We start from the raw sequence: 24,820 nt of genomic DNA on the forward strand, positions 1-24,820 counted from the left end.
GTTTTAATGCTACGTCTGACGCGTTCACGCAAGAACAGTGCCTGTTCGCTGCTCGACTTTCGTTTGGCGGCTGGCGGGTGTGCCCGGGACTGAGGCGCGGTATACTGCCGCGCCTTTTTAGCGTCGCGCCAATGTGTGTCCGGCGTGCCTCAAGAAGGTGTTTGCAACCGACCGATGCACCCAAGCTGCAAGCACCTTATTAAATGTTCCCGTCTTTTAGAGGAGCGCGACTCATGACCGTGATCAAGCAAGACGACCTGATACAGAGCGTTGCCGACGCCCTGCAGTTCATTTCCTACTACCACCCCGTGGACTTCATCCAGGCGATGCACGAGGCCTACCTGCGCGAAGAATCGCCGGCAGCCCGTGATTCCATGGCGCAAATCCTGATCAACTCGCGCATGTGTGCCACTGGCCACCGCCCGATCTGCCAGGACACCGGCATCGTTACCGTATTTGTCCGCGTAGGCATGGACGTGCGCTGGGATGGCGCGACCATGGGCCTGGACGACATGATCAACGAAGGCGTGCGTCGCGCTTACAACCTGCCGGAAAACGTCCTGCGGGCTTCGATCCTGGCCGACCCGGCGGGCGCGCGTAAAAACACCAAGGACAACACCCCGGCGGTCATCCACTACTCCATCGTCCCGGGCAACACCGTGGAAGTGGATGTGGCGGCCAAGGGCGGCGGCTCCGAGAACAAGTCGAAAATGGCCATGCTCAACCCGTCCGACTCGATCGTCGACTGGGTGCTCAAGACCGTTCCGACCATGGGCGCCGGCTGGTGCCCGCCAGGCATGCTGGGCATCGGCATCGGCGGCACCGCCGAGAAAGCCGCGGTGATGGCCAAGGAAGTGTTGATGGAATCCATCGACATCCACGAGCTCAAGGCCCGTGGCCCGTCCAACCGTATCGAAGAGATGCGCCTGGAGCTGTTCGAGAAGGTCAACCAACTGGGCATCGGCGCCCAGGGCCTGGGTGGCCTGACCACCGTGCTCGACGTGAAAATCATGGATTACCCGACCCACGCCGCCTCCCTGCCGGTGTGCATGATCCCCAACTGCGCCGCCACCCGCCACGCGCACTTCGTGCTCGACGGTTCCGGCCCGGCATCCCTGGAAGCGCCACCACTGGACGCCTACCCGGAAATCGTCTGGGAAGCCGGCCCGTCGGCCCGTCGCGTCAATCTCGACACCCTGACCCCGGAAGACGTGCAGAGCTGGAAGCCGGGCGAAACCGTGCTGCTCAACGGCAAGATGCTCACCGGTCGCGACGCGGCGCACAAGCGCATGGTCGAGATGCTGAACAAGGGCGAAACCCTGCCGGTAGACCTCAAGGGTCGCTTCATCTACTACGTCGGCCCGGTCGATCCGGTCGGTGACGAAGTCGTGGGCCCTGCCGGCCCGACCACCGCCACGCGGATGGACAAGTTCACCCGGCAGATCCTCGAGCAGACCGGCCTTCTGGGCATGATCGGCAAGTCCGAGCGCGGTCCGACCGCGATCGAGGCGATCAAGGACAACAAGGCCGTGTACCTGATGGCCGTCGGCGGCGCAGCCTACCTGGTGGCCCAGGCGATCAAGAAGTCCAAGGTCCTGGCGTTCGCCGAACTGGGCATGGAGGCGATCTACGAGTTCGAGGTCAAGGACATGCCGGTCACCGTGGCCGTCGACAGCCAGGGCGAGTCGGTGCACATCACCGGCCCGGCGATCTGGCAGAAAAAGATCAGTGAAAGCCTGGCGGTAGAAGTGCAGTAAGGCTTCCACGCGTCAACCCAGGCGGCGGCGCTGTTCATTGAACGGCCCGCCGCCTTTTTCATGGGCAGATTTCACCGGCGAAACTGTCCACGATCAACGCCCCGTGGGGCACTCATGCTATCGTTCCCGCCCCCATTGCAGCCTGCCCTGACTCATGGCCCAGATCTCGCGCCCGCTACGCCTGACGTTTTATTCCCTGGTGATTCTCGCTGGTGCCGTCATCAGCGCCGGCCTGGCCATGCATCACGCCGAACGCCAGGCCCTGGTCGATGACGCCGCCCGGGCCAACGAACAACTCGGGCTGTACGCCAATTCCCTGCACACCCTGATTGAACGCTATCGCGCGCTGCCGGCCGTGCTGGCCCTGGACCCCGAGTTGCGCAGCGCCCTCAGCGGCCCGCTGGGTGCCGAGCAACAGGATGCGCTGAACCGCAAGCTGGAAAAAATCAACGGCGCCGCCCGCTCCTCGACCCTCGAGCTGCTCAACCACGACGGCCTCGCCGTGGCCGCCAGCAACTGGCGCCTGCCCAGCAGTTATGTCGGGCACAACTATGGCTTTCGCCCTTACTTCAGCCAGACCCGCAGCCAGGGCACCGGACGCTTTTACGCGGTGGGCGTAACCAGTGGCATTCCCGGCTATTTCCTGTCCAGTGCGGTCAAGGGCGACGCCGAAGAATTCCTCGGGGCCATGGTGGTAAAGCTGGAGTTTCCGGAGCTGGAACGTGAGTGGAGCCAGGGCAGCGACACCCTGCTGGTCAGCGACGCCCGGGGCATCATTTTTATCGCCAACCAGCCTGGCTGGCGCTACCGCCAATTGCGCCCGCTGTCCGACAGCGAGCTGGCGGACATCAAGACCACCCGCCAATACGACAAGCAACCGCTGACACCGCTGGAACATCAGACCCTCAGGCACTTTGACGACAACAGCAAGCTGACCCGGGTCAACGGCCCGCAGGGCAATGCCGACTACCTGTGGGAGTCCCTGCCCCTGAGCGCCGAAGGCTGGACCCTGCACCTGCTGCGCCGCCCCCAGGTCGACGAAGACCGACGCAACGCCGGGCTGGCCGCCGCCGGCGCCTGGCTGACCCTGGTCTTTCTGCTGCTGTTCCTGACCCAGCGCTGGCGCCTGGCCAAGTTGCGCCAGCGCAGCCGCGAAGAACTCGAACAACTGGTCGAGGAGCGCACTCGCGACCTGCGCACCGCCCAGGATGGCCTGGTGCAATCGGCGAAGCTGGCAGCCCTCGGGCAAATGTCAGCGGCCCTGGCCCATGAGATCAACCAGCCGCTGACCACCCAGCGCATGCAACTGGCTACCCTGCGCCTGTTGCTGGATCACGGTCGGGTCGATGATGCCTACAAGGCCCTGCGGCCACTGGATGACATGCTGACGCGCATGGCCGCCCTCACCGGACACCTCAAGACCTTCGCCCGCAAAAGCCCCAGCGGCCTGCGCGAGCGCCTGGACCTGGCCGCGGTGGTGGATCAGTCCCTGCAACTGCTCGAGACACGCCTGCGGGATGAAAACGTCGAGCAGGTGCTGCACCTGACGCGCCCGGCGTGGGTCCGTGGCGACGCGATCCGCCTGGAGCAAGTGCTGATCAACGTGCTGCGCAACGCCCTCGACGCCATGCACGACAAGCCCCACCGGCGCCTGGAAATCCGCCTCGAAGCCGATGATCAGCTGTGGAGCCTGAGCATCGCCGACAGCGGCGGCGGGATTGCCGAGGAACACCTGGCCAATGTCTTCGACCCGTTCTTCACCACCAAGCCGGTGGGCGACGGGCTGGGCCTGGGGCTGGCGGTGTCCTACGCCATCATCCACGAGCTGGGCGGGCGCCTGACCGCCGCCAATCAAGGCGAAGGCGCGGTGTTCACGCTGTACCTGCCCATCGATCTGGAGGCGCACATCCAATGCTGAATTCGGTGCTGGTGGTCGATGACGAAAGCAGCATCCGCAGCGCCATCGAACAGTGGCTGAGCCTCTCGGGCTTCGACGTGCAGTTGTTCAGCCGCGCCGATGAGTGCCTCGCGCACCTGCCGGAGCATTTCCCCGGGGTCATTCTCAGCGACGTGCGCATGCCCGGCATGAGCGGGCTGGAACTGTTGGCCGAGGTCCAGCGCCGGGCCCCGGACTTGCCGGTGATTCTGCTGACTGGCCACGGCGACGTGCCGATGGCCGTGGAAGCCATGCGCGACGGCGCGTATGACTTCCTGGAAAAACCCTTCAGCCCCGACGCCCTGCTCAGCAGCCTGCGGCGAGCCCTCGACAAGCGCCGCCTGGTCCTGGAAAACCGCGCCCTGCACCAGCTGGCGGACAACCGCGCGAAGCTGGATGCCACGCTGCTGGGAGTATCCCGCGGGTTGCAGACCCTGCGGCGCCAAGTCCTGGACCTCGCCGCGCTGCCGGTCAATGTGCTGATCCGCGGCGAAACCGGCAGCGGCAAAGAGTTGGTTGCGCGCTGCCTGCACGACTTCGGCCCGCGCGCCAGCAAGCCGTTCGTGGCATTGAACTGCGCGGCAATTCCCGAGCAACTGTTCGAGGCCGAGCTGTTCGGCCACGAGAGTGGCGCCTTTACCGGCGCCCAGGGCAAACGCATCGGCAAGCTCGAATACGCCGACGGCGGCACGCTGTTTCTCGATGAAATCGAAAGCATGCCCCTGGCCCAGCAAGTCAAACTGCTGCGCGTGCTGCAAGAACAGAAGCTCGAACGCCTGGGCTCCAACCAGAGCATCCATGTCGACTTGCGGATCATCGCCGCCACCAAGCCCGACCTGCTGGACGAAGCCCGCGCCGGGCGCTTTCGCGAGGACCTGGCGTATCGGCTGACCGTGGCCGAGCTACGCCTGCCGCCCCTGCGGGAGCGGCGCGAGGACATTCCGCTGTTGTTCGAATCCTTCGCCCAACACGCCGCCGAGCGTCTGGGTCGCACCTTCCCGCCCCTGAGCGGGCCGCAGTTGAGCCACCTGCTGAGCCATGACTGGCCGGGCAACGTGCGCGAACTGGCCAACGTTGCCGAACGCCAGGTGCTGGGGCTGGGCGAGCCGGAGCCAGTGGGGATCGACCCGGGGCAATCCCTGGCGGCGCAGCAGGAGGCGTTCGAGGCCCACTGCCTGCGCTCCGCCCTGACCCGGCACAAGGGTGACGTGAAGGCCGTGCTCGAAGAGCTGCAACTGCCGCGCCGGACCTTCAATGAAAAGATGCAACGCCACGGCTTGAACCGGGAAATGTTCTTGTAGGCGCCCGCCGTGATCGACGACCTTTGCCACCCCCGCTCGGCAAGTTTCCGCTTACACACCTGCCTTCGATAAGCGGATTTCCGCCTATTCAAATGCCCTACCCCCTCTAAACCGGCCTTCTTCGACCTGGCACAGCTCCTGCTATAGCCCACCCAGGCTGCGTTTACGCGCGCTCCAAAAAAACAATTAGATGAAGGATCCTTCAATGGATAACTCCAACGCCCTGCCTCTTGGGTCGGCTGCCGTGCCAGCCAAAGCCCGAACCACTTCCAGCCGCATCAAATCGATCTTCAGTGGCTCGGTCGGCAACATGGTCGAGTGGTACGACTGGTACGTCTATGCGGCGTTCTCGCTGTACTTCGCCAAGGCCTTTTTCCCCAAAGGCGACACCACCGCCCAATTGCTCAACACCGCCGCGATCTTCGCCGTGGGCTTCCTGATGCGTCCGATCGGTGGCTGGCTGATGGGCCTCTACGCCGACAAGGTCGGTCGCAAAAGCGCATTGATGGCCTCGGTCTACCTGATGTGCTTCGGCTCGCTGCTGATCGCCCTGAGCCCGGGTTACGAAACCATCGGCATCGGCGCGCCAATCCTGCTGGTGTTCGCACGCTTGCTCCAGGGCCTGTCGGTGGGTGGCGAATACGGCACCTCCGCCACTTACCTCAGCGAAATGGCAACCAAGGAACGTCGTGGTTTCTACTCCAGCTTCCAGTACGTGACCCTGATCTCCGGCCAGCTCATCGCCTTGGCCGTACTGATCGTGCTGCAACAGCTCCTGACCACCGAGCAACTGTACGCCTGGGGCTGGCGCATTCCGTTCGCCATCGGCGCGCTGTGTGCCGTGGTCGCGCTGTACCTGCGTCGTGGCATGGAAGAAACCGAGTCCTTCACCAAGAAAGAGAAGGCCAAGGAAAGCGCCATGCGCACCTTGCTCCGTCATCCCAAGGAACTGCTGACCGTGGTCGGCCTGACCATGGGCGGTACCCTGGCGTTCTACACCTACACCACCTACATGCAGAAATACCTGGTGAACACCGTCGGCATGAGCATCTCCGACTCCACCACTATTTCCGCGGCGACCCTGTTCCTGTTCATGTGCCTGCAACCGATCATCGGCGGGCTGTCGGATAAAGTCGGACGCCGGCCGATCCTGATTGCCTTCGGGGTCCTCGGTACCCTGTTCACCGTGCCGATCCTCACCACCTTGCACACCGTGCAAACCTGGTGGGGCGCGTTCTTCCTGATCATGGCCGCGCTGATCATCGTCAGCGGCTACACCTCGATCAACGCGGTGGTCAAAGCCGAGCTCTTCCCTACCGAAATCCGCGCCCTGGGCGTAGGCCTGCCCTATGCGCTGACGGTGTCGATCTTCGGCGGCACCGCGGAATACATCGCGCTGTGGTTCAAGAGCATCGGCATGGAAACCGGCTACTACTGGTACGTCACCGCCTGCATCGCCTGTTCGTTGCTGGTCTACGCGACCATGAAAGACACCCGCAAGCATTCGCGGATCGTGACTGACTAAGCGTTCAGCCAGTAGCAAAAAAGGGCGCTGTCATTCGATGACCGCGCCCTTTTTCATGCCTGCAAGCCTCTGCCCCTGGCCGTGCTCATCGGCTCAGGACGGCTCGGCCAGCGCCTGGCGCCCGAACTTACGCTGGGCATAGGTCGCGCCGATAATCATCACCAGCAGGATCCCCGCCAACACCGCCGAGGAGCCGATGGTGCCAAAATCCAGGCCGCCCTTTTCATGGGGTTTGGTCAGGAAATCCCCCAGGGTCGCGCCGAATGGCCGGGTCAGCACGAATGCCGCCCAGAACAGCAGCACCGACGAAATCCGAGTGAAGTACTTGAGCAGCACCACCACGGCGATGGTGGCGCCGATAAACAATGCGCCGCCGGCAAAACCCAGGCCCGAATCATCTGCCAGGTAGTCGCCCAGGGCGGTGCCCAGGGTGTTGGAAAACAGAATCGCCATCCAATAGAACATCTCCCCCCTGAAGCTGTGGATCTTGTTCACGTTCAGCGAATCGCCGCTCAGGCGCCAGGCCGCGAAGATCGCCAGCAGTATTGCAATCAGGATCATCGAGCCAGTGGCGTAGCCCAGCCCCAGGGTGCGGTCCATGAAGTCCGACATGGTGGTCCCGGCCGTGCTGGTGGAGAGGATCACGATCCAATACAGCACCGGGTTGTAGGTCCTGGAAAACAGTTGGGTGATCAGGGTCAGCACGAACACGCTGATCAGGATCATCGAGCTGATGGCATAGCCGACATTCAAGGTCATCGACAACAGGTCCCCGGCGGTTTCTCCGAGGGTGGTTGCGCAGATTTTCATGACCCAGAACGCCAGGGTGATCTGAGGAAGTTTATTCATTCGCGGTATCGCTCCAGGGCTCTATTCAAGACGGCCTGTCGTCGAATGCAGGCCTGGGCGAAGGCTGCGGGGCGCGCAGTGAAAAATAGGTCTGTGGCGCATGAAAAATCCGTTGATCGCGATTCCACAGCCCGGATTAACAGATTAATGATCCGTTAATGCTCGGGTCGCAGCCTGCAATTGAATCCATAACGCCGTCCCATACGTATACAGAGCACGGGCCCCACCGCAGTTATTTGCAGTCACTTGCGACGGCCTTAACATCGATCAAATCGATTAACTTAAGCGCTTTTTTGCGCTTTTTAATCAACTTACACGGAGTAATATCTATTTCACGCCCAACGCACACACCCTTGACGAACCTGGAGTCACTCTCATGAAAAGCAAACTGATCATCGCCCTGACCCTTTCGGTACTGGCCGCCAACGCCTTCGCTGCCGATGGTTATGACCGTACCGGCTCGACCACGCTGGCCGCTGACGGCTACGACCGCACAGGCTCGGCCACCGTTGTCGAAGACGGCTATGACCGCACCGGTTCTGCCACCTTCGCCGCTGACGGCTACGACCGTACCGGTTCTGCCACAGTCGCTGAAGACGGTTACGACCGCACCGGTTCTGCCACAGTCGCTGAAGACGGTTATGACCGTACCGGCTCTGCCACCTTCGCCGAAGACGGCTACGATCGCACCGGTTCTGCCACGGTCGCTGAAGACGGTTACGACCGTACCGGTTCTGCCACCATCAGCTAATACCCACGCGCGGCATCACAGCCCGGCTTCGGCCGGGCTTAGTCGTTTTATGGTGGGGAGAAAACCACCGTACCTCGTTTGAAAGCCGGCCATCGCCTGACCATCGATGCTGGAATTAGCGCCTCGCGCCCGGCACTATGGCGCCCTCGGATCACCGCACCTCAGGAGCCCCGCCATGCCCGACGATATTCACTACTACGAACCCGCCCAGGGCCACGGCCTGCCCCATGACCCGTTCAACGCCATCGTCGGCCCGCGCCCTATCGGCTGGATTTCCTCACAGGACACCCATGGCCGGCTGAACCTGGCGCCCTATAGCTTCTTCAATGCCTTCAACTACATTCCGCCGATCATCGGGTTCTCCAGCGTCGGGCGCAAAGACAGCCTGAACAACATCGAGCAAACCGGCGAATTTGCCTGGAACCTGGCGACCCGGCCCCTGGCTGAGCAGATGAACCAGAGTTGCGCCTCCGTGCCGGCCGATGTCGACGAGTTCGAATTGTCGGGCCTGACCCCCGTCGCCTCGAAGGTGATCGCCGTACCGCGGGTAGCCGAAAGCCCGGTGTCCTTTGAATGCAAGGTCACGCAGATCATTCAATTGCAGCGGGCAGATCAGGAGCTGGTGCCAAGCTGGCTGATTCTCGGCGAAGTAGTCGCCGTGCATATCGCCAAGTGGCTGCTCAAGGATGGGGTGTACGACACCGCCGCGGCAGAACCGATTCTGCGCGGCGGCGGGCCAGCGGATTATTTCCAGCTGGGGCCTGAGGCCTTGTTCAAGATGTACCGCCCGGGGGCAGTCAGATAGTTTTCCAGGACAGCTCGCCGTCCTCATCGACGTCGATCAACTGCTCAAGCTTCTGCGCAGCAGCCTGGTCGGCGTCATCGGCGGTCTTGAATTTCTGGTCATCCAGTACTTTATGAAAACGCGGAGCCCCTGAACCACCCAGGGCCTTGATGGCGATAGCGGCGCTGTAACCGCCTTCACCCGGTACCACGGCGGATACCGCTTCGAACTGCGCAAACTCTTTACGTGCCATGTTGCTGATCCTGGCCAATGGAAAGTCGGCCATTCTAAACCTTCAACTGGCCAGTTTGTGCACCGGGGCCTGGTTCAGTTGCGCGTATTCGCCATGGGCCTCGGCGGCCGAGATATGGCTGAAGGTGTGGAAGTCCAGGCTGTTGACCACCAGGTCCTGCACCAACTCGGTAAAAATCGCCATGGCGGGCGAACTGAAGTAGGCGGTCATCGCCTGCTGACTGCTCCAGAAGCCGGAAACCATCCACAGCTCGGCATCGCACTGCGAGTGCTGCAACGCGAAATGCAGGCAACCGGGTGTCTGGCGCGACGGCTCGATCAGGCTGCTCAAGCGCGCGCCCAATTCCGTGGTACGCCCGCTGCGGGCACGGACGAAAGCCATATGACTGACAGGACTATGCGTGGACATCTGCGACCCTCCCAGGGTGTTGTCGAGGCAGCCATGGGACGGGCTGCGACAGGATCAAAGATTAAACGGCCGCAGCAGCCGCCGTTAGTCGAATCCTGTCGGCCTTTTGCACAATCCTGCGAGCAGCGGGAGATGGGATCACCGCACGCCCGACAGTCCTGGAAAAACCATACGACTGTTTCAAGCAAGTGACACCCGCGCCGAAACACGTGTTGTGTCTAATACGCGCGGGCGCTGCAGAATCAGGCAAGTTTTACGCAGGAATCGCCTACCCATGGTTCTTGCACAAATTTAAGCTGTGCCCATCAGAAACGCCGGAGGCTTCCCATGTCGTCACTCGAATATCCGCAAGCTCCGCTGGATCCGGACATGGAAAAACAGCGCGCCGAGCTGGCCGGAATCATTCGCCGCAACACCAGCGAAGACGGCAGCTACGCCACCGCCATCCACTCACTGTTTGTTTCGCGCCACAGCAGCTCCCACCAGTTCGCCCCGGTACTGGCCCAGCCCGCGCTGTGCATCATGGCCCAGGGGCGCAAAGAAGTACGGCTGGCCGACGAAACGTTCAACTACGACCCGCTCAATTACCTGGTGGTGTCGGTGTCGGTGCCCTTGAGCGGCAAAGTCGCCATCGTTTCGCCCGAAGAGCCGATCCTGGCCTTGCGCCTGGACATCGACCCCACTGAAATCAGCACCCTGATCGCCGATGCCGGCCCCCTGGGAGTTCCGACCCGGCCCACTGGGCGCGGCCTGTATGTCGAACAACTCGACCCGCCGATGCTCGATGCCGTGCTGCGCCTGACCCGTTTGCTGGACACGCCGAAAGACATCGCCATGCTCGCGCCGCTGATCCGCCGGGAAATCCTCTATCGGCTGCTGCGCAGCAAGCAGGGGCATCGGTTGTATGAAATTGCCATCGCCAACAGCCAGAGCCATCGCGTCAACCAGGCCATCAAGTGGTTGAACGGCAACTATGAACAGCCCCTGCGCATCGATGACCTGGCGCGGGAGGTCAACCTCAGCGTCTCGACCCTGCACCATCGCTTCAAGGCCATGACCGCCATGAGCCCGCTGCAGTACCAGAAGCAACTGCGCCTGCAGGAAGCGCGACGCCTGATGCTCGCCGAAGGCCTGGAGGCCTCCGCCGCCGGCTACCGCGTGGGCTACGAAAGCCCGTCGCAATTCAGCCGCGAGTACAGCCGCCTGTTCGGCGCCCCACCGCTGCGCGACATGGCGCGCCTGCGCATCAGCGTCTGAATCCAGCGCCGCCAGCGACGCTGGATACGCCGGTTCAGCGGGCCCGGATCACGTGTTTGATTTCCTGGAAGGCCTGCAACCCCCAAGGTCCCAACTCGCGGCCGATGCTGCTTTGTTTGTAGCCGCCCCACGCTGCTTGCGGAAAAATCACCTGGGGCGCGTTGATCCACACCAGCCCGGCCTGCAACTCGTTCGCCACCCGTTCGGCTCGCTCGGTGCAACCACTGACCACGCTCGCCACCAGGCCGAACGCGCTGTCATTGGCCAGGTCCACGGCCTCCTGCTCGCTGGCGAAACTGCGTACGCAGAGCACCGGGCCGAAGATTTCCTCGCACCACAGCGCGCTGTCCAGAGGCACCTGGGTGAAGATCGTCGGCTCAATGAAATAGCCACGGGGCAGCGCCGGTGGACGTCCGCCACCCGACACCAGCTTGGCGCCGACACTCAGCCCAGCCTGGATATGGCCCAAGACCCGCTGGTACTGCGCCTGGTTGACCAGCGCTCCCATGTCCACCTCGGCGGCGAACGGGTCGGCGACCCGGATCGCCTCGGCCCGAGTCTTGAGGCGCAGCAGAAACTCATCCGCCAGCTCTTCGGCCACCAGCACCCGACTGGTGGCCGAGCACATCTGCCCGGCGTTGAAAAAACCACCGCCACAGGCCAGCTCTACCGCCAGGTCGAGATCGGCATCGGCCAGCACCAGCAACGATGATTTGCCGCCCAGTTCCAGGCTGACGCCCTTGATGCTTTCTGCTGCACGCTGCATGACCTGGACCCCGACCGCATTGCTGCCGGTAAAGGAAATCTTCGCCACCCGCGGATCCGCCGCCAGCGGTGCGCCGACTGCCAGGCCAGTGCCGCACACCAGGTTGAACACGCCATCGGGCAAACCACTGTCGGCGATGATTGCCGCCAGCTCCAGCTCCGGCAGCGGCGTCACCTCGGACGGTTTGAGGACCACGCTGCACCCGGCCGCCAAGGCGGGCGCCAGCTTCCAGGCCGTGGTCACCATGGGGAAGTTCCAGGGCACGATCAAGCCAACCACGCCGCAGGGTTCGCGACGCAGGCGAGCGCTGAAGTCGTCACTGGGCAGGGGCACATCCGCGTCCTGGGCGGCATCCAGGCTTTCGGCCAGGCCGGCGTAGTATTCGAAGGTGGCAATCACATCATCCACATCGATAGCCGCTTCGAATTGCGGCTTGCCGTTGTTGCTCGATTGCAGCTGCATCAGGCGTTCGCGGCGTGCGGCAACGCCCGTGGCAATCTTGCGTAAGACCACGGCACGCTCGGCGCCGCTGCACGCGGACCACACGCGAAATCCCGCCTGGGCGGCGCGTACCGCCTGCTCCACATCCTGCCCGTCGCCCCCGGCGACTATCGCCAAAGGCTGCTCCGTGGACGGGTTGATCACCTGCAAGCGTTCGCTGCCGGCGCGCCATTGGCCATTGATGTACAGCCCATTCGACAGATTCATTGTGCTCATGCCTGCACCGCCTGCATCCAGCCGGCCTGGTCGATTTCAATCAGGCTCGGCCCCTGGCGTGCGGCGGCGGCACGCAAGGCGTTGCGCAACTGCTCGACACTGCTGATGGCTTCGGCGGCGCAGCCCAGGGCCTTGGCCACACCGATAAAGTCCGGGGTGTAAATGTCCACGCCCACCGGCGTGATGGCGCGGTTGACCATGTATTTCTTGATCTCCTCGTAACCCTGGTTATTCCACAGCAGGACGATGATCGGAGTCTGGGCCTCCACGGCGCTGGCGAGTTCCGCCAGGGTGAATTGCAGACCGCCATCGCCAATCAGACAGGCCACCGGGCCACGGGCACTGCGCTCGGAAGCCCCGCCCAGCCAGGCGCCGACCGCTGCCGGCAAGGCATAGCCAAGGGTGCCGTAACCGGTGGACGAGTTGAACCAGCGCCGCGGCTGCTCGGGGTTGAAGGTCAGGTTGCCGCTATACACCGGTTGCGTGGAGTCACCGACGAACACGATCTCCGGCAGCTCCTGAAGCACGGTGTGCAACAGCAGAGTCTGGGCACGGGTCGGGGCGTCCCAGGCGCTGTCCAGTTCGCGGCGCAGGACTGCCGCGCGGGCCTGGCCCCATTCTGCGGCGCGCTCGGCCAGCGGCTGTTGGCTCAACTGCGCCAGCAAGGCCTCGGCGGCCATCTGCGCATCGGCCACCAGCGCCACCTGCGGCGGGTAGTTGCGCACGGTCTGGTCCGGGTCGATGTCGATCCGCAGCAGCGCCCCGGGAATCTCGAAACCACCGGCGAAGGTCACGTCGTAATCGGTCTCGGCCAGTTCGGTGCCGATGGCCAGGACCACATCAGCCTCTGCCACCAGGGCCCGGGTGGCGACCAGGGACTGGGTCGAGCCGATCAGCAGCGGATGCGAGGACGGCAGCATGCCCTTGGCGTTGATGGTCAGGGCCACGGGCGCTGCCAACAGCTCCGCCAGTCGGGTCAACGCAGCCGCCGCATCGATCGCGCCACCGCCGGCGAGGATCAGCGGGCGCCGGGCGCTGGCCAGGCGCTGGCTCATCTGCGTGATGGCGGCAGGTGCGGCGCCGGCACGGGCGATGCTGACCGGGGTGCTGGCGAGCAGATCATCAGCCTCTTCAACCAGCACATCGAGAGGGATTTCAATATGCACCGGACGCGGACGCCCGGCCTGGAACAAGGCGAAGGCCCGGGCCAATACCCCCGGCAGCTCGGCGGCGGACATCAGGGTGTGGGAAAACGCTGCCACACCGCTCACCAGAGCCGCCTGGTTCGGCAGTTCGTGCAGCTTGCCGCGTCCACCGCCCAGCTGGCTGCGCGACTGCACGCTGGAAATCACCAGCATCGGAATCGAATCGGCGTAGGCCTGGCCCATGGCCGTGGTGATGTTGGTCATCCCCGGGCCGGTGATGATGAAGCACACCCCCGGCTTGCCGCTGGTGCGTGCGTAGCCGTCGGCCATGAAACCGGCGCCCTGCTCGTGACGCGGGGTGACGTGGTTGATACTCGACCCGGCCAGCCCACGGTACAGCTCGACGGTATGCACCCCGGGAATGCCGAATACCTGCTCGACCCCATAACCCTCAAGTAACTTGACCAGTACTTCGCCGCACGTCGCCATTTCATCGCCCTTGTTATTGGATGGACACCGGGCGTCGGCGGCCTGCTTGAACTCGCCATCAAACGCCCGCAGAAGGGGTATTGGAACGGCGGGCCCGTAGCCGGGACAATGGATAAAAAGTCATACTAGCCATGTCCCCACGTCATACCTTGGCCCCCCATGAAACGCCTCCCGCCCCTGCCCGCGCTGCACACATTCCTGATCACCGCCCAGTGCTGCAATTTCACCCGCGCCGCCGAGCAATTACACGTCACCCAGGGCGCGGTGAGCCGGCAGATCGCCGGGCTGGAAAGCCACCTGGGTTACCCGTTGTTTCAGCGCCAGGCGCGGGGCTTGAGCCTGACCGCCGAAGGGCTGGAATGGCTGCCCCGGGTGCAGCAGGTGTTCGAATTGATCAATGGCGCGGTGGATGAAATTGGCGCGCAAAACCACAACCTGCGCCTCAAGGCCCCGACCTGCGTGATGCGCTGGCTGCTGCCGCGCCTGCTGCAATGGCAGAAGGAGCGCCCGGAAGTGCCGGTGCAACTGACCACCACCGTGCAGCATGGCGTGGATTTCAGCCGCGAGCCGTTCGATGCGGCGGTAATGTATGGCGCCCCGCCCACCCCGACGCTGGGGTCGCGGCACCTGTTCAACGAACAGCTGACACCGGTCTGCTCCCGACCGCTGCTGGAGGGTTCGGTGCCACTCAAGACCCCGGCGGACTTGCAGCAGCACCTGCTGCTGCACCCGTCCCATGACCAGCGCGACTGGCAAAGCTGGTTGAAAGCCGCCGGCACGCCATTGAAGACCCTGGGCAAGGGCCAGCATTTCGAGACCCTGGACCTGGCGATGTCCGTGGCCTCCCAAGGTTCTGGCGTGGCGATGGGCGACTGGGCATTGATTGGCGACGACCTGAGTGCCGGGCGGCTGGTCATGCCCTTTGATTTGAAGGTGCCGACGGGCCAGGCCTACTACCTGGTCTACCCGGAACGCCCGGGGCCTTCGGCGGCCTTGCAAGAGTTGCTGGATTGGCTGATAACCCAGGCGCAGCAACGCTAACCACCAGCCTGTAGCCGCTGCCGCCAGGCTGCGCTGGGCCGGTGGGGCGCCGTGGTAGCCGGCCCCTACTCAATAACCAACCGTAAACCGCTGACGGCTGTGGGCCGGTTTTTCCACTTCGTCGATCAAGGCAATGGCGTAGTCGGCAAAGCTGATCCAGCTACGTCCTTCGGCACTGACCAGCAGATGATCCTGACCAAGGCGAAAATGCCCGGTGCGCTCACCCTCGACGAACTCCGCCGAGGGCGAGAGGAAGGTCCAGTCCAGATCCTGTTCCTGGCGCAGGGTGTCGAGGTAGACGCCACCGGCGCTGGCTTCGGCCTTGTACTCCGGCGGGAAGCCAGGGCTGTCGATGACCTTGCCGCCATCGGGCAACAGCAGCGAACCGGCACCACCGACCACCAGCAGGCGCTTGACCCCGGCCTTTTTCACCGGCTCGATGATGGCGCTGGCGGCGATGGTGGAGAAATGCGCGGCACTGATCACTGCATCGTGACCGGCCAGCGCCGCTTGCAACGCTGCGCGGTCGGCAACATCGACCTCACGGGTCACCACACCGGCACGCTGGCCGATCTTTGCCGTGTTGCGGGCAATAGCGGTCACGCTGTGACCACGACGCAGGGCTTCTTCCAGCAATTGGCTACCGGCACGACCGGTGGCACCAATGATTGCGATCTTGCTCATGACAGTTCTCCAGTTGCGATAAGTGCTATAGGGCCTCCCGCGCCAGGCGCGGGAGTGAATCAAACCGATCAGCTCACCACTTCATCTCGCCCTTGGCGACTTTGGCGCTGAGTTCCAGGGAGCTTTCTTCGCCAAGGTTCGGGTAGCGCTTTTTCATGGCCGCGATCAACTCGGCAGAGTTGCTGGCCTTGGCGGTTTCTTCGTCGAAAGCCTTGATGTATTCGGCAGTGAACTGCACCGGCGCCAGGGACCGGGCACTGTCACCCAGGAAGTGCCCCGGAATCACGGTCTTGGGCTGCAGGCCCTGGAGGGTCTGCAGGGTGCTCAACCAATCCTGGTGCGATTGCGCGCTCTGGGTGTCGGCCATCCACACGTGGATGTTTTCCGCAACCACGACGCCACCCACCACGGCCTTGATCGACGGGATCCAGACAAAGGTCCGATCCGGCTGCTTGCCGTCCAGACCGATGATGTCGAGCTTCTGCCCTTCCAGGGTCAGGCTGTGGCCCTTGAGCACAGCGGGAACGATGGTTTTGCCCGGCACGTCGGCGCCCATTTTCGGCCCCCAGAAAGCCAGCTTGCCCTCAACCGTGGCCTTGATGTGCTCGACCGTTGGCTGCGAGGCCACGACCTTGGCCTTGGGAAACGCCGCAGTGATGGTCTCAAGGCCAAAGTAATAGTCCGGATCGCCATGGCTGATGTAGATGGTGGTCAACTGTTTGCCGCTGGCGCGAATTTTCTCGACCAGTTGCTCGGCCTGGGACTTGCCGAATTGGGCATCCACCAAAATGGCTTCCTTCTTGCCGCTGACCAGCACCGAGCTCACCGGAAAGATTGCCGCCGCGCCCGGGTTGTAGACATCCAGGGTCAACCCGGGCTCGGCCGCTGCGGCATGGGCGGCAAAACCCACGATAGCGCTGGCCAGCAGCAGGCGTTTGAGTGAGGTGAATCCGATCATGGGGCAACTCCAGAGTCTGTGGGCTTGGCTTTCGATGGGGGGGAGCTTAGTTGCGTCAGTCGGTACAAAAAATGCGATGCTGGAACATAGTTTGTTTCTGAAAGCGGGCAAATCATGGATCGTCTTCAAGCAATGCGCGTGTTTGTCAGTGTGGTCGACCTCGGCAGCCAGTCGGCCGCCGCCGATCACCTGGATCTGTCGCGCCCGGTGGTTTCGCGTTATCTGGCGGAGTTGGAGGATTGGGTCGGCGCGCGGCTGATGCACCGCACCACCCGCAAACTCAGCCTGACGGCGGCGGGCAGCGAAATCCTGCCGCGGTGTCGGCAGATGCTGGAGCTGTCGAACGACATGCAGGCGGCGGTCAGTGAACCGGATGACGCCCCGCGCGGGCTGCTGCGCATCAGTGTCAGCACCTCGTTCGGCCAGGCCCAACTGGCTGACGCCATGGCCGCCTACGTCAAGCGTTACCCCGGGGTCAGCATCGATTTGCAGATGCTCGACCGCACGGTGAACCTGGTGGATGAACGCATCGACCTGGCGATCCGAACCAGCAACGACCTAGACCCGAACCTGATCGCCCGTCGCCTGACCGTCTGCCGCTCGGTGATCTGCGCCTCCGCGGCCTACCTGGGCGAGCACCCCACACCGCAGCGGGTGGAAGAGTTGAGCGAACACAACTGCCTGACCCATTCCTACTTTGGCAAAAGCCTGTGGCATTTCGAGCAGGCGGGTGAACAGCTGTCAGTTCCGGTACAGGGCAACATCAGCGCCAATGAAGCCAGCACCTTGCTGCGTGCCGCCATGGCGGGTGCCGGGATCGCCATGCTGCCCACCTACCAGGCCGGCGTGCACATCCACAGCGGCGAGCTGGTGCGCCTGCTGCCCGATGCCGAGCCGCGGCAGATGAACATGTATGCGGTGTACGCCTCGCGCAAGCACATGCCTGCCGCGTTGCGCAGCATGCTGGATTTCCTGGTGCTGAGATTTCCCGAAGAACCGCAGTGGGACCAAGGCCTGTAGGCGGTAGCCGTGCGCAGCCGATCAACCGGCTGAATACCCCGTCAACCATGCAGACCTGCGGTCTGGCAACTCGGCAGCGCTGGCCTATGCTGATTAAGTAGCCCTTCAATCAATGGGGCTACTCGTTCAGAGGTGCTAGCCATGAACATCAAAACAAGAAGGTATCTGGCGATCTTCCTGACCTGCGGCGCAACCCTGGCGCTTTACGGCACCGCGGCCTACCGCGTCGAACAGGCCCGGCAATTGCCCCGGGTCTACGCCAGTTGCAGCCTTGAGCACTGCATCCCGCACTCGGCCACGTTGAACGCCTTGCGGTAAGGCGCTGCTCAATCCTCGTTGGCCTGGTCGACCTTCAACCGGTCGCGGAAGGCCTTGGGCGAAATACCAATGCGACGCCGGAACATCCGGGTGAAGTTGGTCGGGTCGGAAAAGCCCAGGCTGTCGGAAATCTCGTAGATGGTCATCCCGGTGTACGTCAGCAGGCGCTTGGCTTCGAGCAACTGGCGTTCGTGCATGATCTGCAACGCTGGCTGCCCGGCCAGTTCGCGGCAAGTGCCGTTGAGGTGAGAAACCGAAATCCCCAGTTTGTGCGCCAGGTCCTCGACCTTCACGTGCTCGCGATAGTGCGCCTCCACCAGTTGCACAAAACCATTGAAGTACTCCCGGGCGCGCTGCGGCCGCTGATTGGCGCTGCGGCGCTGGATCGCCTGGCGGCTGACCCAGACCACGATGGTGCTGACCAACGCGTGCATGAGCATTTCGCGGGCCGGCTCATGCCCTTGATATTCCTGCTGCAAGGCGGCGAACAGGCCGTTGAGGTATGACCCGTCGGCGCGCGCCGGATAGCTCTCGGCCAACGCCAGGGCATTCACCGACTGCCCCAATTGCGCCTGCAGGTGCGCCACCAGCGGTGCGGCCAGCGTCAGCACATACCCTTCTATGTCCTCGGAAAAACGGAAGCCATGCACCGACAACGGCGGCAGCACCTGCAGCGCCGATTCCCCCAGCAAGGTGCGCTGCCCTTCTATCTCGAGTTCCGCCTGCCCACGGTGGACGAACAATAATTGACCGAGGTCGGCGTGCCGGTGCGGCTTGATTTCCCAATGGTGTTCGCGACTGCGTTTGCTGATGGTTTCGCAGTGCAACAAGTCCGGGGTCGGCCAGCCCAGGCTCTCGCCATAGAGTTTGAACACCGGGATGGAAGAAAGGGCAGGCTTGTTCATAACTGCAATCCAGGCCTCAGAGTGACGGGCGATAATCGCACCGATTGGTGAAATGAACAGGTATCGGCTTAGTTTTAACCTTCAATTGACAGGTTCACCGGTGAAAAATGCAAGCACTCGAAACATAAAAAAACCATTCACCGAACCTTGTTCGGCTGAAGCTTGCGAGTCATAAAAACAATGAAAACCCTGAAAACCCAAGTCGCCATCATCGGCGCCGGCCCCTCCGGCCTGCTGCTCGGCCAACTGTTGCACAACGCCGGCATCGACACAGTGATCGTTGAACGCCAAGACCCGGACTACGTCCTGGGTCGCATTCGCGCAGGCGTCCTGGAACAAGGCATGGTCGATCTGCTGCGCCAGGCCGGCGTCAGCCAGCGCATGGACGCCGAAGGCCTGGTGCATGGCGGCTTCGAGCTGGCGTTCGACGGTCGCCAGGTGGCCATCGACCTGCACGCCCTGACCGGCGGCAAGAACGTGATGATCTACGGCCAGACCGAGGTCACCCGCGACCTGATGCAGGCACGCGAAGCCGCCGGCGCGGTGACCCTTTATCAAGCCCGCGACGTGCAGCCCCATGGCATGAAAAGCGAGCAACCCTACCTGACCTTCGAACACGACGGCGAAGCGGTGCGCCTGGAGTGCGACTACATCGCCGGCTGCGACGGCTTCCACGGTGTGGCGCGGCAATCGATTCCCGCTGAATCGCTGAACATTTTCGAGCGGGTCTATCCCTTCGGCTGGCTGGGCATCCTGGCCGATACCCCGCCGGTCCACGAAGAGCTGGTGTACGCCCGGCACGCTCGCGGCTTCGCCCTGTGCAGCATGCGCTCGACCACCCGCACCCGTTATTACCTGCAAGTGCCGGCCGATGAACAGGTCGAGAACTGGTCCGACCAACGTTTCTGGGACGAACTCAAGAACCGCCTGCCAGCCGCCCTGGCCGAGCGCCTGGTGACCGGCCCGTCGATCGAGAAAAGCATCGCACCGCTGCGCAGCTTCGTGGTCGAGCCCATGCAGTACGGGCACATGTTCCTGGTAGGCGATGCCGCGCACATCGTGCCGCCAACGGGCGCCAAGGGCTTGAACCTGGCGGCCAGCGACGTCAGCACGCTGTTCAACATCCTGCTCAAGGTCTACCGCGAGCAACGCACCGACCTCTTGGAGAAATACTCGGAAATCTGCCTGCGCCGGGTATGGAAAGCCGAACGTTTCTCCTGGTGGATGACCTCGATGCTGCACCAGTTTCCCGATGCCGACGCGTTCAGCCAGCGCATTACCGAAGCAGAACTGGATTATTTCGTCAGCTCCGAAGCGGGACGAAAAACCATTGCGGAAAATTACGTCGGTCTTCCTTACGAGGCTATCGAGTAGGAGGCTATCGAGTACACTAGCGCTCATTCCCGCTAGCCTTGCACCCTGCGGGTCCATTACTGCCCGCAGGTTTTTTCGTGACCCAGCTTCCCCCGCCCGGCCAGGCCACCCCGGCCATACGCAGTGTGCTGATCGCCCTGATGCTGGCGATTTTCCTTGGCGCACTGGACCAGACCATCGTCGCTGTTTCCATGCCGGCCATTTCCGCGCAGTTCAAGGATGTCAGCCTGCTGGCGTGGGTCATTTCCGGCTACATGGTGGCGATGACCGTGGCCGTGCCGATCTACGGCAAGCTCGGCGACCTCTATGGCCGACGCAAACTGATGCTGTTCGGCATGGGCCTGTTTACCCTGGCCTCGCTGTTCTGCGGCATGGCGCAAAGCATGGAACAACTGGTGCTGGCGCGGATTTTCCAGGGCATCGGCGCCGGTGGGATGATTTCGGTGAGCCAGGCGATCATCGGCGATATCGTTCCCCCCCGTGAGCGCGGGCGCTACCAGGGTTACTTCAGCGGCATGTATGCGGTGGCCAGCGTCGCCGGGCCGGTGCTCGGCGGCTACATGACCGAGTACCTGTCCTGGCGCTGGGTGTTCCTGATCAACCTGCCCCTGGGCCTGGGTGCCTGGCTGGTGGCCCATCGCACCCTGGTCGGGCTGCCCCTGCCGCAACGCAAACCGATCATCGATTACCTCGGCACGCTGTTGATGATCATCGGCCTGACCGCCCTGCTGCTGGGCATCACCGAGATCGGCCAGGGCCACGCCTGGCGCAGCAACCAGGTCCTTGGCCTGCTCGGTATCGCCGTGGTCGCCCTGGCGCTGTTTGTCTGGCACGAGCGCAGGGCCCGCGAGCCATTGCTGCCGATGCACCTGTTCGCCAACCGCAACGCGGTGCTGTGCTGGTGCACGATCTTTTTCAACAACTTCCAGGCCATTTCCCTGATTGTGCTGATGCCGCTGCGGTTCCAGAGTGTCACCGGCGCCGGGGCCGACAGCGCTGCGCTGCACCTGCTGCCACTGGCCATGGGCTTGCCGATGGGGGCTTATTGCGCCGGGCGCCGGACCTCGGTGACCGGGCGCTACAAACCGATGATCCTCGGCGGCGCGCTATTGATGCCGATCGCGATCCTCGGCATGGCCTTCAGCCCGCCCCAGGCGGTGCTGCTGAGCAGCCTGTTCATGTTGTTGTGCGGGATTGCCGGTGGCATGCAGTTCCCCACCTCGCTGGTGGGCACCCAGAATGCGGTGGAGCAACGGGACATAGGCGTGGCCACCAGCACCACCAACCTGTTCCGTTCCCTCGGCGGAGCTGTCGGGGTGGCACTGATGTCGGCGCTGCTGCTGACCTTGCTGCAACACTCCAGCCTGGTTCACCTGTCGGGCGCAGCACTGCTGGTCGAAGGCAGCTCGGGCAACGCCTTGCTCGACAGTCTGAATGCTGCGCCCGGTCCTGCGCAGGACGCCTTGCGCGCCGAGTTGCTGCTGACCTTCCGCCATCTGCTGATGGTCAGCGCGGCGGTGTCCCTGCTGGGGCTGGCAGCGGCTCTGGCCATGCCCAACATGCTCCTGCGCGGCCGCGAAGACGCCGTGCGCTAGGCCGCGCCAGGGTTCAGGGTGTCACGGACTGTAATAACCCACCGCCACCAGCAGGTCGCCGACCTTGCGCAGGTACGCGTGTTTGTCTTCGACCTTGCCGGTTACCGGGTTTTTCCAGCGGTACTCATATTCCCCCTGATCCTGCTTGGCCATCAGGGCCAGGATCGGCTCGCCCACCGGCTTGCCCTCGGGGTCACGGATCTTGCCAAAGTCGGTATTGATCAAGCGCAGGTTGGTGCCGTGGGCCACGTAGCGATGGGTCTTGAGGTCGACGACAAAGACATACAGGTCGTCCTGCAGAAAACCGCCCTTGAGTGAGTTGATGGCGTTGAGGGTCTGTTTCTGATCGCTGCCAAGTGCGGTGGCCGCCTTGTCCAGCAACGCCCTGGCCAGATCGGCCGACGCCCGGGGCAGGTAATAGCCGACCGCCAGAATGCGCTCGCCGACCCGTTGGAAAAACACCCGCTTGCGCTCGACCTTGCCATCGGCCCAGTTCTGCCAGCGGTACTCGGCTTCCTGGACGCCCTCGCTCGGGGTCTTGAGCACATCCTTGAAAGCTTTTTTCAGGTCCGGCCCAAGCACCTCGGACACATCACGACCGATCAGCGCCGCCGATGGACCTCCGCTGGCGAGCATCACGCCGTGGGTGTCGACCACGAACACATAGCGGTCCTTGTCGACAAAATCGCCCTGACGGCTGAACGCGGCAAACGCCTTGTCACCCTGCTGCTGATAATAAGCCACGGCTTTTTCCAGCAAGGCCCTGGCCGCTGCTCCTTCATCTGCGTCTGGTGCGGCCGCCAGGGCGACACTGCCAAAGAGCATCAACAAACCGTACAGCCAGGAACCTTTCAGCAAAGCCTTCATTGCCCATCCCTCGTTCTTGTTGGTGTTTCAAGAGCGTAGACGGCAACGGGCTATGGTCGAGTATTCAGTCAACGGGGGGCAGGAGGAGCCTTCCCACGCCTGGCGCAGGAAGGCTGGGGCTCGATCAGGGACGGGCGCTGATCTGCTGTTGCAGGTTCTGGATCTGGCTTTGCAGGGTGTTGATGTTGCGCGTGACCTGACCCCGGAAGGCGTCGAACTCAGCGGTATTGGTCGCCCCTTGTGCCGGTGCCGGGTGGTTATCCTGCTGGCTCTTGAGCACGATCATGTCCTGCTCCAGGCGCTCCACGGCGGCGCTCGGGTTGCCCTGTTTTTTCAGTGCAGCGACGTCAGCCGCCAGGCTCTTGAGCTGAGCATCGAGCTTGCCGGCATCGCCCTGGCCGCCCTTGAGGGTCGCCAACTCGGCGCTCAAGGCTTTGACCTGAGCCTGCAACTGGGTGTTGGCGGCCTGCTGTTCGGTGGTCTGGGCGCTCATCTGGGCCAGGCGTTTGTCGAGGTCGGTGGCTTGTCCGGCAACGCCTTGCTGCTGCTTGCCTTGATCCAGCAACTTGCTTTCGAGCTGCTTGATCTGCAGCTTCAACGCCTCGCTGTCGCTGTTGACGTTGGACTGGCTGGCCACCACCTTGCCGGAGATATCCTGCAAACGCCCCGCCGCCTCCTCACTGATGCGGGCAAAGCTTTCCTGGGTTGCCACCAGTTGCTGCTCCATCAGCGAAATCTGCTGGAAACTCCACCAGGCCAGGCCGATAAAGGCAAAGAACAATGCCCCAACCAGCGCCCACAGTGGCCCGGTGCTCGGCCCCTTGACCTTGACCACCGGCGTACTGCGCGAATGCACGGCGGTGCGCTCGCGGACAGCGGTGGTAGTCGGGAAATCATCGTCATCGAGAGGGTCGGCGCGCAGGCTGGGAACATCATCGAAGTCGTCGTTGGCATCGTTACGCATGGGTCAACCTTTGTGAACCGCAGTAATGGCTGGGTGAGCGAGTATAAACCGCTAATTCGCCGCACTGATCGACCCCGAAGTGCAAACTCGGTTCAGTGTTTGTTTTCAGCGTATGTCCTGAGCCTTCCACCAACCGCAGAATTCGTCGAGGGCGGTCCACAGGCTGACCTTGGGCTCGTAGTCCAGATAATGCCGAGCCCGGCTGATGTCGAGGGTGAAGTTCTTGTTCATCACCTGCATCCCCAGGCGCGACAGGGTCGGCTCGGGGCGGCCGGGCCACAGCTTGCACGCCCCCTCATTGAGCGCCGCCAGGCTGTAGGCCAGGCCGTAGGAGCGGTAGCGCGTGACCTGCGGCACTTCCATCTGGCGCATCACATAGTTGATGACATCCCACACCGGCACCGGTGCGCCGTTACTGATGTTGTAGGCCTTGCCCAGGGCCGAGCCGGCAGCCAGCAGACTGCTGAACAGGGCTTCATTGAGGTTTTGCACGCTGGTGAAGTCGACCTTGTTCAGGCCATTGCCGACAATCGCCAGCCGCCCCTTGCGCTGCATCTTCAACAGTCGCGGAAAAATGCTCATGTCCCCGGCGCCGGTGACGAAGCGCGGGCGCAGTGCCAGGACTTCCAGCCCGAACTCCTGGGCGCCGAAGACTTTCTGCTCGGCCAGGTACTTGGTCGCGGCATAGGGATGCTTGAAGCGCTTGGGCACTTGTTCTTCGGTCAGGCCCAGGTGGTCGCGGCCGTCGAAGTAGATCGACGGCGACGACAGGTGCACCAGGCGCCGCACATTTTGCTTGAGGCAGGCCTCGACCACGTTCTCGGTGACCAGCACATTGCCCTGGTGGAAGTCCTGATAACGCCCCCACAAACCCACCGCGCCGGCGCAGTGGACCACCGCGTCGACATCACGGCAGAGGTTGCGTACCAGGCCGGCATCGCTCAAGTCGCCCTGGATGAACTCGGCCCCGCGGCGCAGCAAATGCTCGACCGCTTCGGCCCGGCGCCCGTTGACCCGTACATCCAGGCCTTGCTCAAGGGCGAACCGCGCAAAGCGCCCGCCAATGAAGCCGCTTGCGCCGGTGACCAGAATTTTCATGACTTCTCCTAGAAATGCAGCGCGCGCTTCAAGCCACGGGCTGCACGTTAAATCTTCA

Annotated in this window: 23 protein-coding genes; 12 read left to right on the forward strand and 11 right to left on the reverse strand. The window is 63.1% G+C overall.

Annotated features, from left to right (window positions below):
• Positions 1-233 precede the first annotated feature (233 nt).
• The 4 genes from ACOZJV_RS23340 to ACOZJV_RS23355 all read left to right on the forward strand — a co-directional run bounded on the left by ACOZJV_RS23340 (position 234) and on the right by ACOZJV_RS23355 (position 6,519).
• The gene (locus ACOZJV_RS23340; RefSeq protein WP_020297224.1) at positions 234-1,757 is read left to right on the forward strand and encodes a fumarate hydratase; all 1,524 of its coding nucleotides are present in this window, start codon (positions 234-236) and stop codon (positions 1,755-1,757) included.
• A gap of 154 nt (positions 1,758-1,911) precedes the next feature.
• Entirely contained in the window at positions 1,912-3,675 is a 1,764-nt protein-coding gene (locus ACOZJV_RS23345) for an ATP-binding protein (RefSeq protein ID WP_078471883.1), read from the forward strand.
• Positions 3,669-4,994: a sigma-54-dependent transcriptional regulator gene (locus tag ACOZJV_RS23350; protein ID WP_421548614.1), complete on the forward strand. Its 1,326-nt coding sequence runs from the start codon at positions 3,669-3,671 to the stop codon at positions 4,992-4,994. Before ACOZJV_RS23345 ends, ACOZJV_RS23350 begins: the two co-directional genes overlap by 7 nt.
• 205 nt (positions 4,995-5,199) lie before the next feature.
• Positions 5,200-6,519, forward strand: coding sequence for an MFS transporter (locus ACOZJV_RS23355; protein WP_078471885.1), 1,320 nt, complete (start codon positions 5,200-5,202; stop codon positions 6,517-6,519).
• A gap of 93 nt (positions 6,520-6,612) precedes the next feature.
• On the opposite strand, the gene ACOZJV_RS23360 is transcribed toward ACOZJV_RS23355, so the two are convergent.
• The gene (locus ACOZJV_RS23360) at positions 6,613-7,368 is read right to left on the reverse strand and encodes a hypothetical protein (RefSeq protein ID WP_078471886.1); all 756 of its coding nucleotides are present in this window, start codon (positions 7,366-7,368) and stop codon (positions 6,613-6,615) included.
• Positions 7,369-7,744: 376 nt separating this feature from the next.
• Between ACOZJV_RS23360 and ACOZJV_RS23365 the strand changes: the two genes are divergently transcribed.
• Both ACOZJV_RS23365 and ACOZJV_RS23370 read left to right on the forward strand, forming a co-directional pair.
• Positions 7,745-8,119 (forward strand): heme utilization protein, encoded by a 375-nt coding sequence (locus ACOZJV_RS23365; protein WP_421548615.1) that lies wholly within the window; start codon positions 7,745-7,747, stop codon positions 8,117-8,119.
• A gap of 175 nt (positions 8,120-8,294) precedes the next feature.
• Positions 8,295-8,924 (forward strand): flavin reductase family protein, encoded by a 630-nt coding sequence (locus tag ACOZJV_RS23370; protein WP_421548616.1) that lies wholly within the window; start codon positions 8,295-8,297, stop codon positions 8,922-8,924.
• Here the strand turns inward: ACOZJV_RS23370 and ACOZJV_RS23375 are convergent.
• Both ACOZJV_RS23375 and ACOZJV_RS23380 read right to left on the reverse strand, forming a co-directional pair.
• The gene (locus tag ACOZJV_RS23375) at positions 8,917-9,189 is read right to left on the reverse strand and encodes a hypothetical protein (RefSeq protein ID WP_078471889.1); all 273 of its coding nucleotides are present in this window, start codon (positions 9,187-9,189) and stop codon (positions 8,917-8,919) included. The genes ACOZJV_RS23370 and ACOZJV_RS23375 overlap by 8 nt on opposite strands.
• 9 nt (positions 9,190-9,198) lie before the next feature.
• On the reverse strand, positions 9,199-9,564 hold the full coding sequence (locus ACOZJV_RS23380) for a putative quinol monooxygenase (protein ID WP_043229407.1): 366 nt from the start codon (positions 9,562-9,564) through the stop codon (positions 9,199-9,201).
• A gap of 327 nt (positions 9,565-9,891) precedes the next feature.
• On the opposite strand from ACOZJV_RS23380, the gene ACOZJV_RS23385 reads away from it, so the two are divergent.
• Positions 9,892-10,821 carry an AraC family transcriptional regulator gene (locus ACOZJV_RS23385; RefSeq protein ID WP_078471890.1) on the forward strand — a complete coding sequence of 310 codons (930 nt, stop codon included), beginning with the start codon at positions 9,892-9,894 and terminating at the stop codon, positions 10,819-10,821.
• Between the two features lie 34 nt (positions 10,822-10,855).
• Here ACOZJV_RS23385 and ACOZJV_RS23390 read toward each other — a convergent pair whose 3' ends face one another.
• Both ACOZJV_RS23390 and ACOZJV_RS23395 read right to left on the reverse strand, forming a co-directional pair.
• A complete protein-coding gene (locus ACOZJV_RS23390) occupies positions 10,856-12,304 on the reverse strand; it encodes an aldehyde dehydrogenase family protein (protein WP_421548617.1) in 1,449 nt (482 codons plus the stop codon).
• Positions 12,301-13,938 (reverse strand): 5-guanidino-2-oxopentanoate decarboxylase, encoded by a 1,638-nt coding sequence (locus tag ACOZJV_RS23395; RefSeq protein WP_421548618.1) that lies wholly within the window; start codon positions 13,936-13,938, stop codon positions 12,301-12,303. The genes ACOZJV_RS23390 and ACOZJV_RS23395 overlap by 4 nt, the downstream gene beginning before the upstream one ends.
• 159 nt (positions 13,939-14,097) lie before the next feature.
• Here ACOZJV_RS23395 and ACOZJV_RS23400 point away from each other — a divergent pair, with 159 nt between their 5' ends.
• Positions 14,098-14,979, forward strand: a complete 882-nt coding sequence (locus ACOZJV_RS23400; protein WP_421548619.1) for a LysR substrate-binding domain-containing protein — start codon at positions 14,098-14,100, stop codon at positions 14,977-14,979.
• Between the two features lie 69 nt (positions 14,980-15,048).
• Here the strand turns inward: ACOZJV_RS23400 and ACOZJV_RS23405 are convergent, their stop codons facing one another.
• Complete coding sequence (locus ACOZJV_RS23405) at positions 15,049-15,663, reverse strand: NAD(P)-dependent oxidoreductase (RefSeq protein WP_421548620.1); 615 nt, start codon at positions 15,661-15,663, stop codon at positions 15,049-15,051.
• Positions 15,664-15,736: 73 nt separating this feature from the next.
• The gene (locus ACOZJV_RS23410) at positions 15,737-16,621 is read right to left on the reverse strand and encodes an MBL fold metallo-hydrolase (protein WP_421548621.1); all 885 of its coding nucleotides are present in this window, start codon (positions 16,619-16,621) and stop codon (positions 15,737-15,739) included.
• Between the two features lie 114 nt (positions 16,622-16,735).
• Here ACOZJV_RS23410 and ACOZJV_RS23415 point away from each other — a divergent pair, with 114 nt between their 5' ends.
• Complete coding sequence (locus tag ACOZJV_RS23415; RefSeq protein ID WP_421548622.1) at positions 16,736-17,641, forward strand: LysR family transcriptional regulator; 906 nt, start codon at positions 16,736-16,738, stop codon at positions 17,639-17,641.
• A gap of 141 nt (positions 17,642-17,782) precedes the next feature.
• The gene (locus ACOZJV_RS23420; RefSeq protein WP_020298624.1) at positions 17,783-17,959 is read left to right on the forward strand and encodes a hypothetical protein; all 177 of its coding nucleotides are present in this window, start codon (positions 17,783-17,785) and stop codon (positions 17,957-17,959) included.
• Between the two features lie 8 nt (positions 17,960-17,967).
• Here the strand turns inward: ACOZJV_RS23420 and ACOZJV_RS23425 are convergent, their stop codons facing one another.
• Positions 17,968-18,864: a helix-turn-helix domain-containing protein gene (locus ACOZJV_RS23425; protein WP_421548623.1), complete on the reverse strand. Its 897-nt coding sequence runs from the start codon at positions 18,862-18,864 to the stop codon at positions 17,968-17,970.
• Between the two features lie 189 nt (positions 18,865-19,053).
• Between ACOZJV_RS23425 and pobA the strand changes: the two genes are divergently transcribed.
• Both pobA and ACOZJV_RS23435 read left to right on the forward strand, forming a co-directional pair.
• On the forward strand, positions 19,054-20,238 hold the full coding sequence (gene pobA / locus ACOZJV_RS23430) for a 4-hydroxybenzoate 3-monooxygenase (RefSeq protein ID WP_178102974.1): 1,185 nt from the start codon (positions 19,054-19,056) through the stop codon (positions 20,236-20,238).
• 140 nt (positions 20,239-20,378) lie between these two features.
• Positions 20,379-21,833 carry an MDR family MFS transporter gene (locus ACOZJV_RS23435; RefSeq protein WP_421548802.1) on the forward strand — a complete coding sequence of 485 codons (1,455 nt, stop codon included), beginning with the start codon at positions 20,379-20,381 and terminating at the stop codon, positions 21,831-21,833.
• Positions 21,834-21,854: 21 nt separating this feature from the next.
• On the opposite strand, the gene ACOZJV_RS23440 is transcribed toward ACOZJV_RS23435, so the two are convergent.
• The 3 genes from ACOZJV_RS23440 to ACOZJV_RS23450 all read right to left on the reverse strand — a co-directional run bounded on the left by ACOZJV_RS23440 (position 21,855) and on the right by ACOZJV_RS23450 (position 24,762).
• Positions 21,855-22,700 carry a cache domain-containing protein gene (locus ACOZJV_RS23440; protein ID WP_421548624.1) on the reverse strand — a complete coding sequence of 282 codons (846 nt, stop codon included), beginning with the start codon at positions 22,698-22,700 and terminating at the stop codon, positions 21,855-21,857.
• Between the two features lie 124 nt (positions 22,701-22,824).
• Positions 22,825-23,664: an ATPase gene (locus ACOZJV_RS23445; RefSeq protein ID WP_078471901.1), complete on the reverse strand. Its 840-nt coding sequence runs from the start codon at positions 23,662-23,664 to the stop codon at positions 22,825-22,827.
• A 105-nt stretch (positions 23,665-23,769) separates the two neighbouring features.
• Positions 23,770-24,762 (reverse strand): NAD-dependent epimerase/dehydratase family protein, encoded by a 993-nt coding sequence (locus tag ACOZJV_RS23450; RefSeq protein WP_201127595.1) that lies wholly within the window; start codon positions 24,760-24,762, stop codon positions 23,770-23,772.
• Positions 24,763-24,820: the final 58 nt, after the last annotated feature.

The sequence above is a fragment of the Pseudomonas sp. QD4 genome (genome assembly GCF_049199125.1).
Classification (GTDB): Bacteria; Pseudomonadota; Gammaproteobacteria; order Pseudomonadales; family Pseudomonadaceae; genus Aquipseudomonas.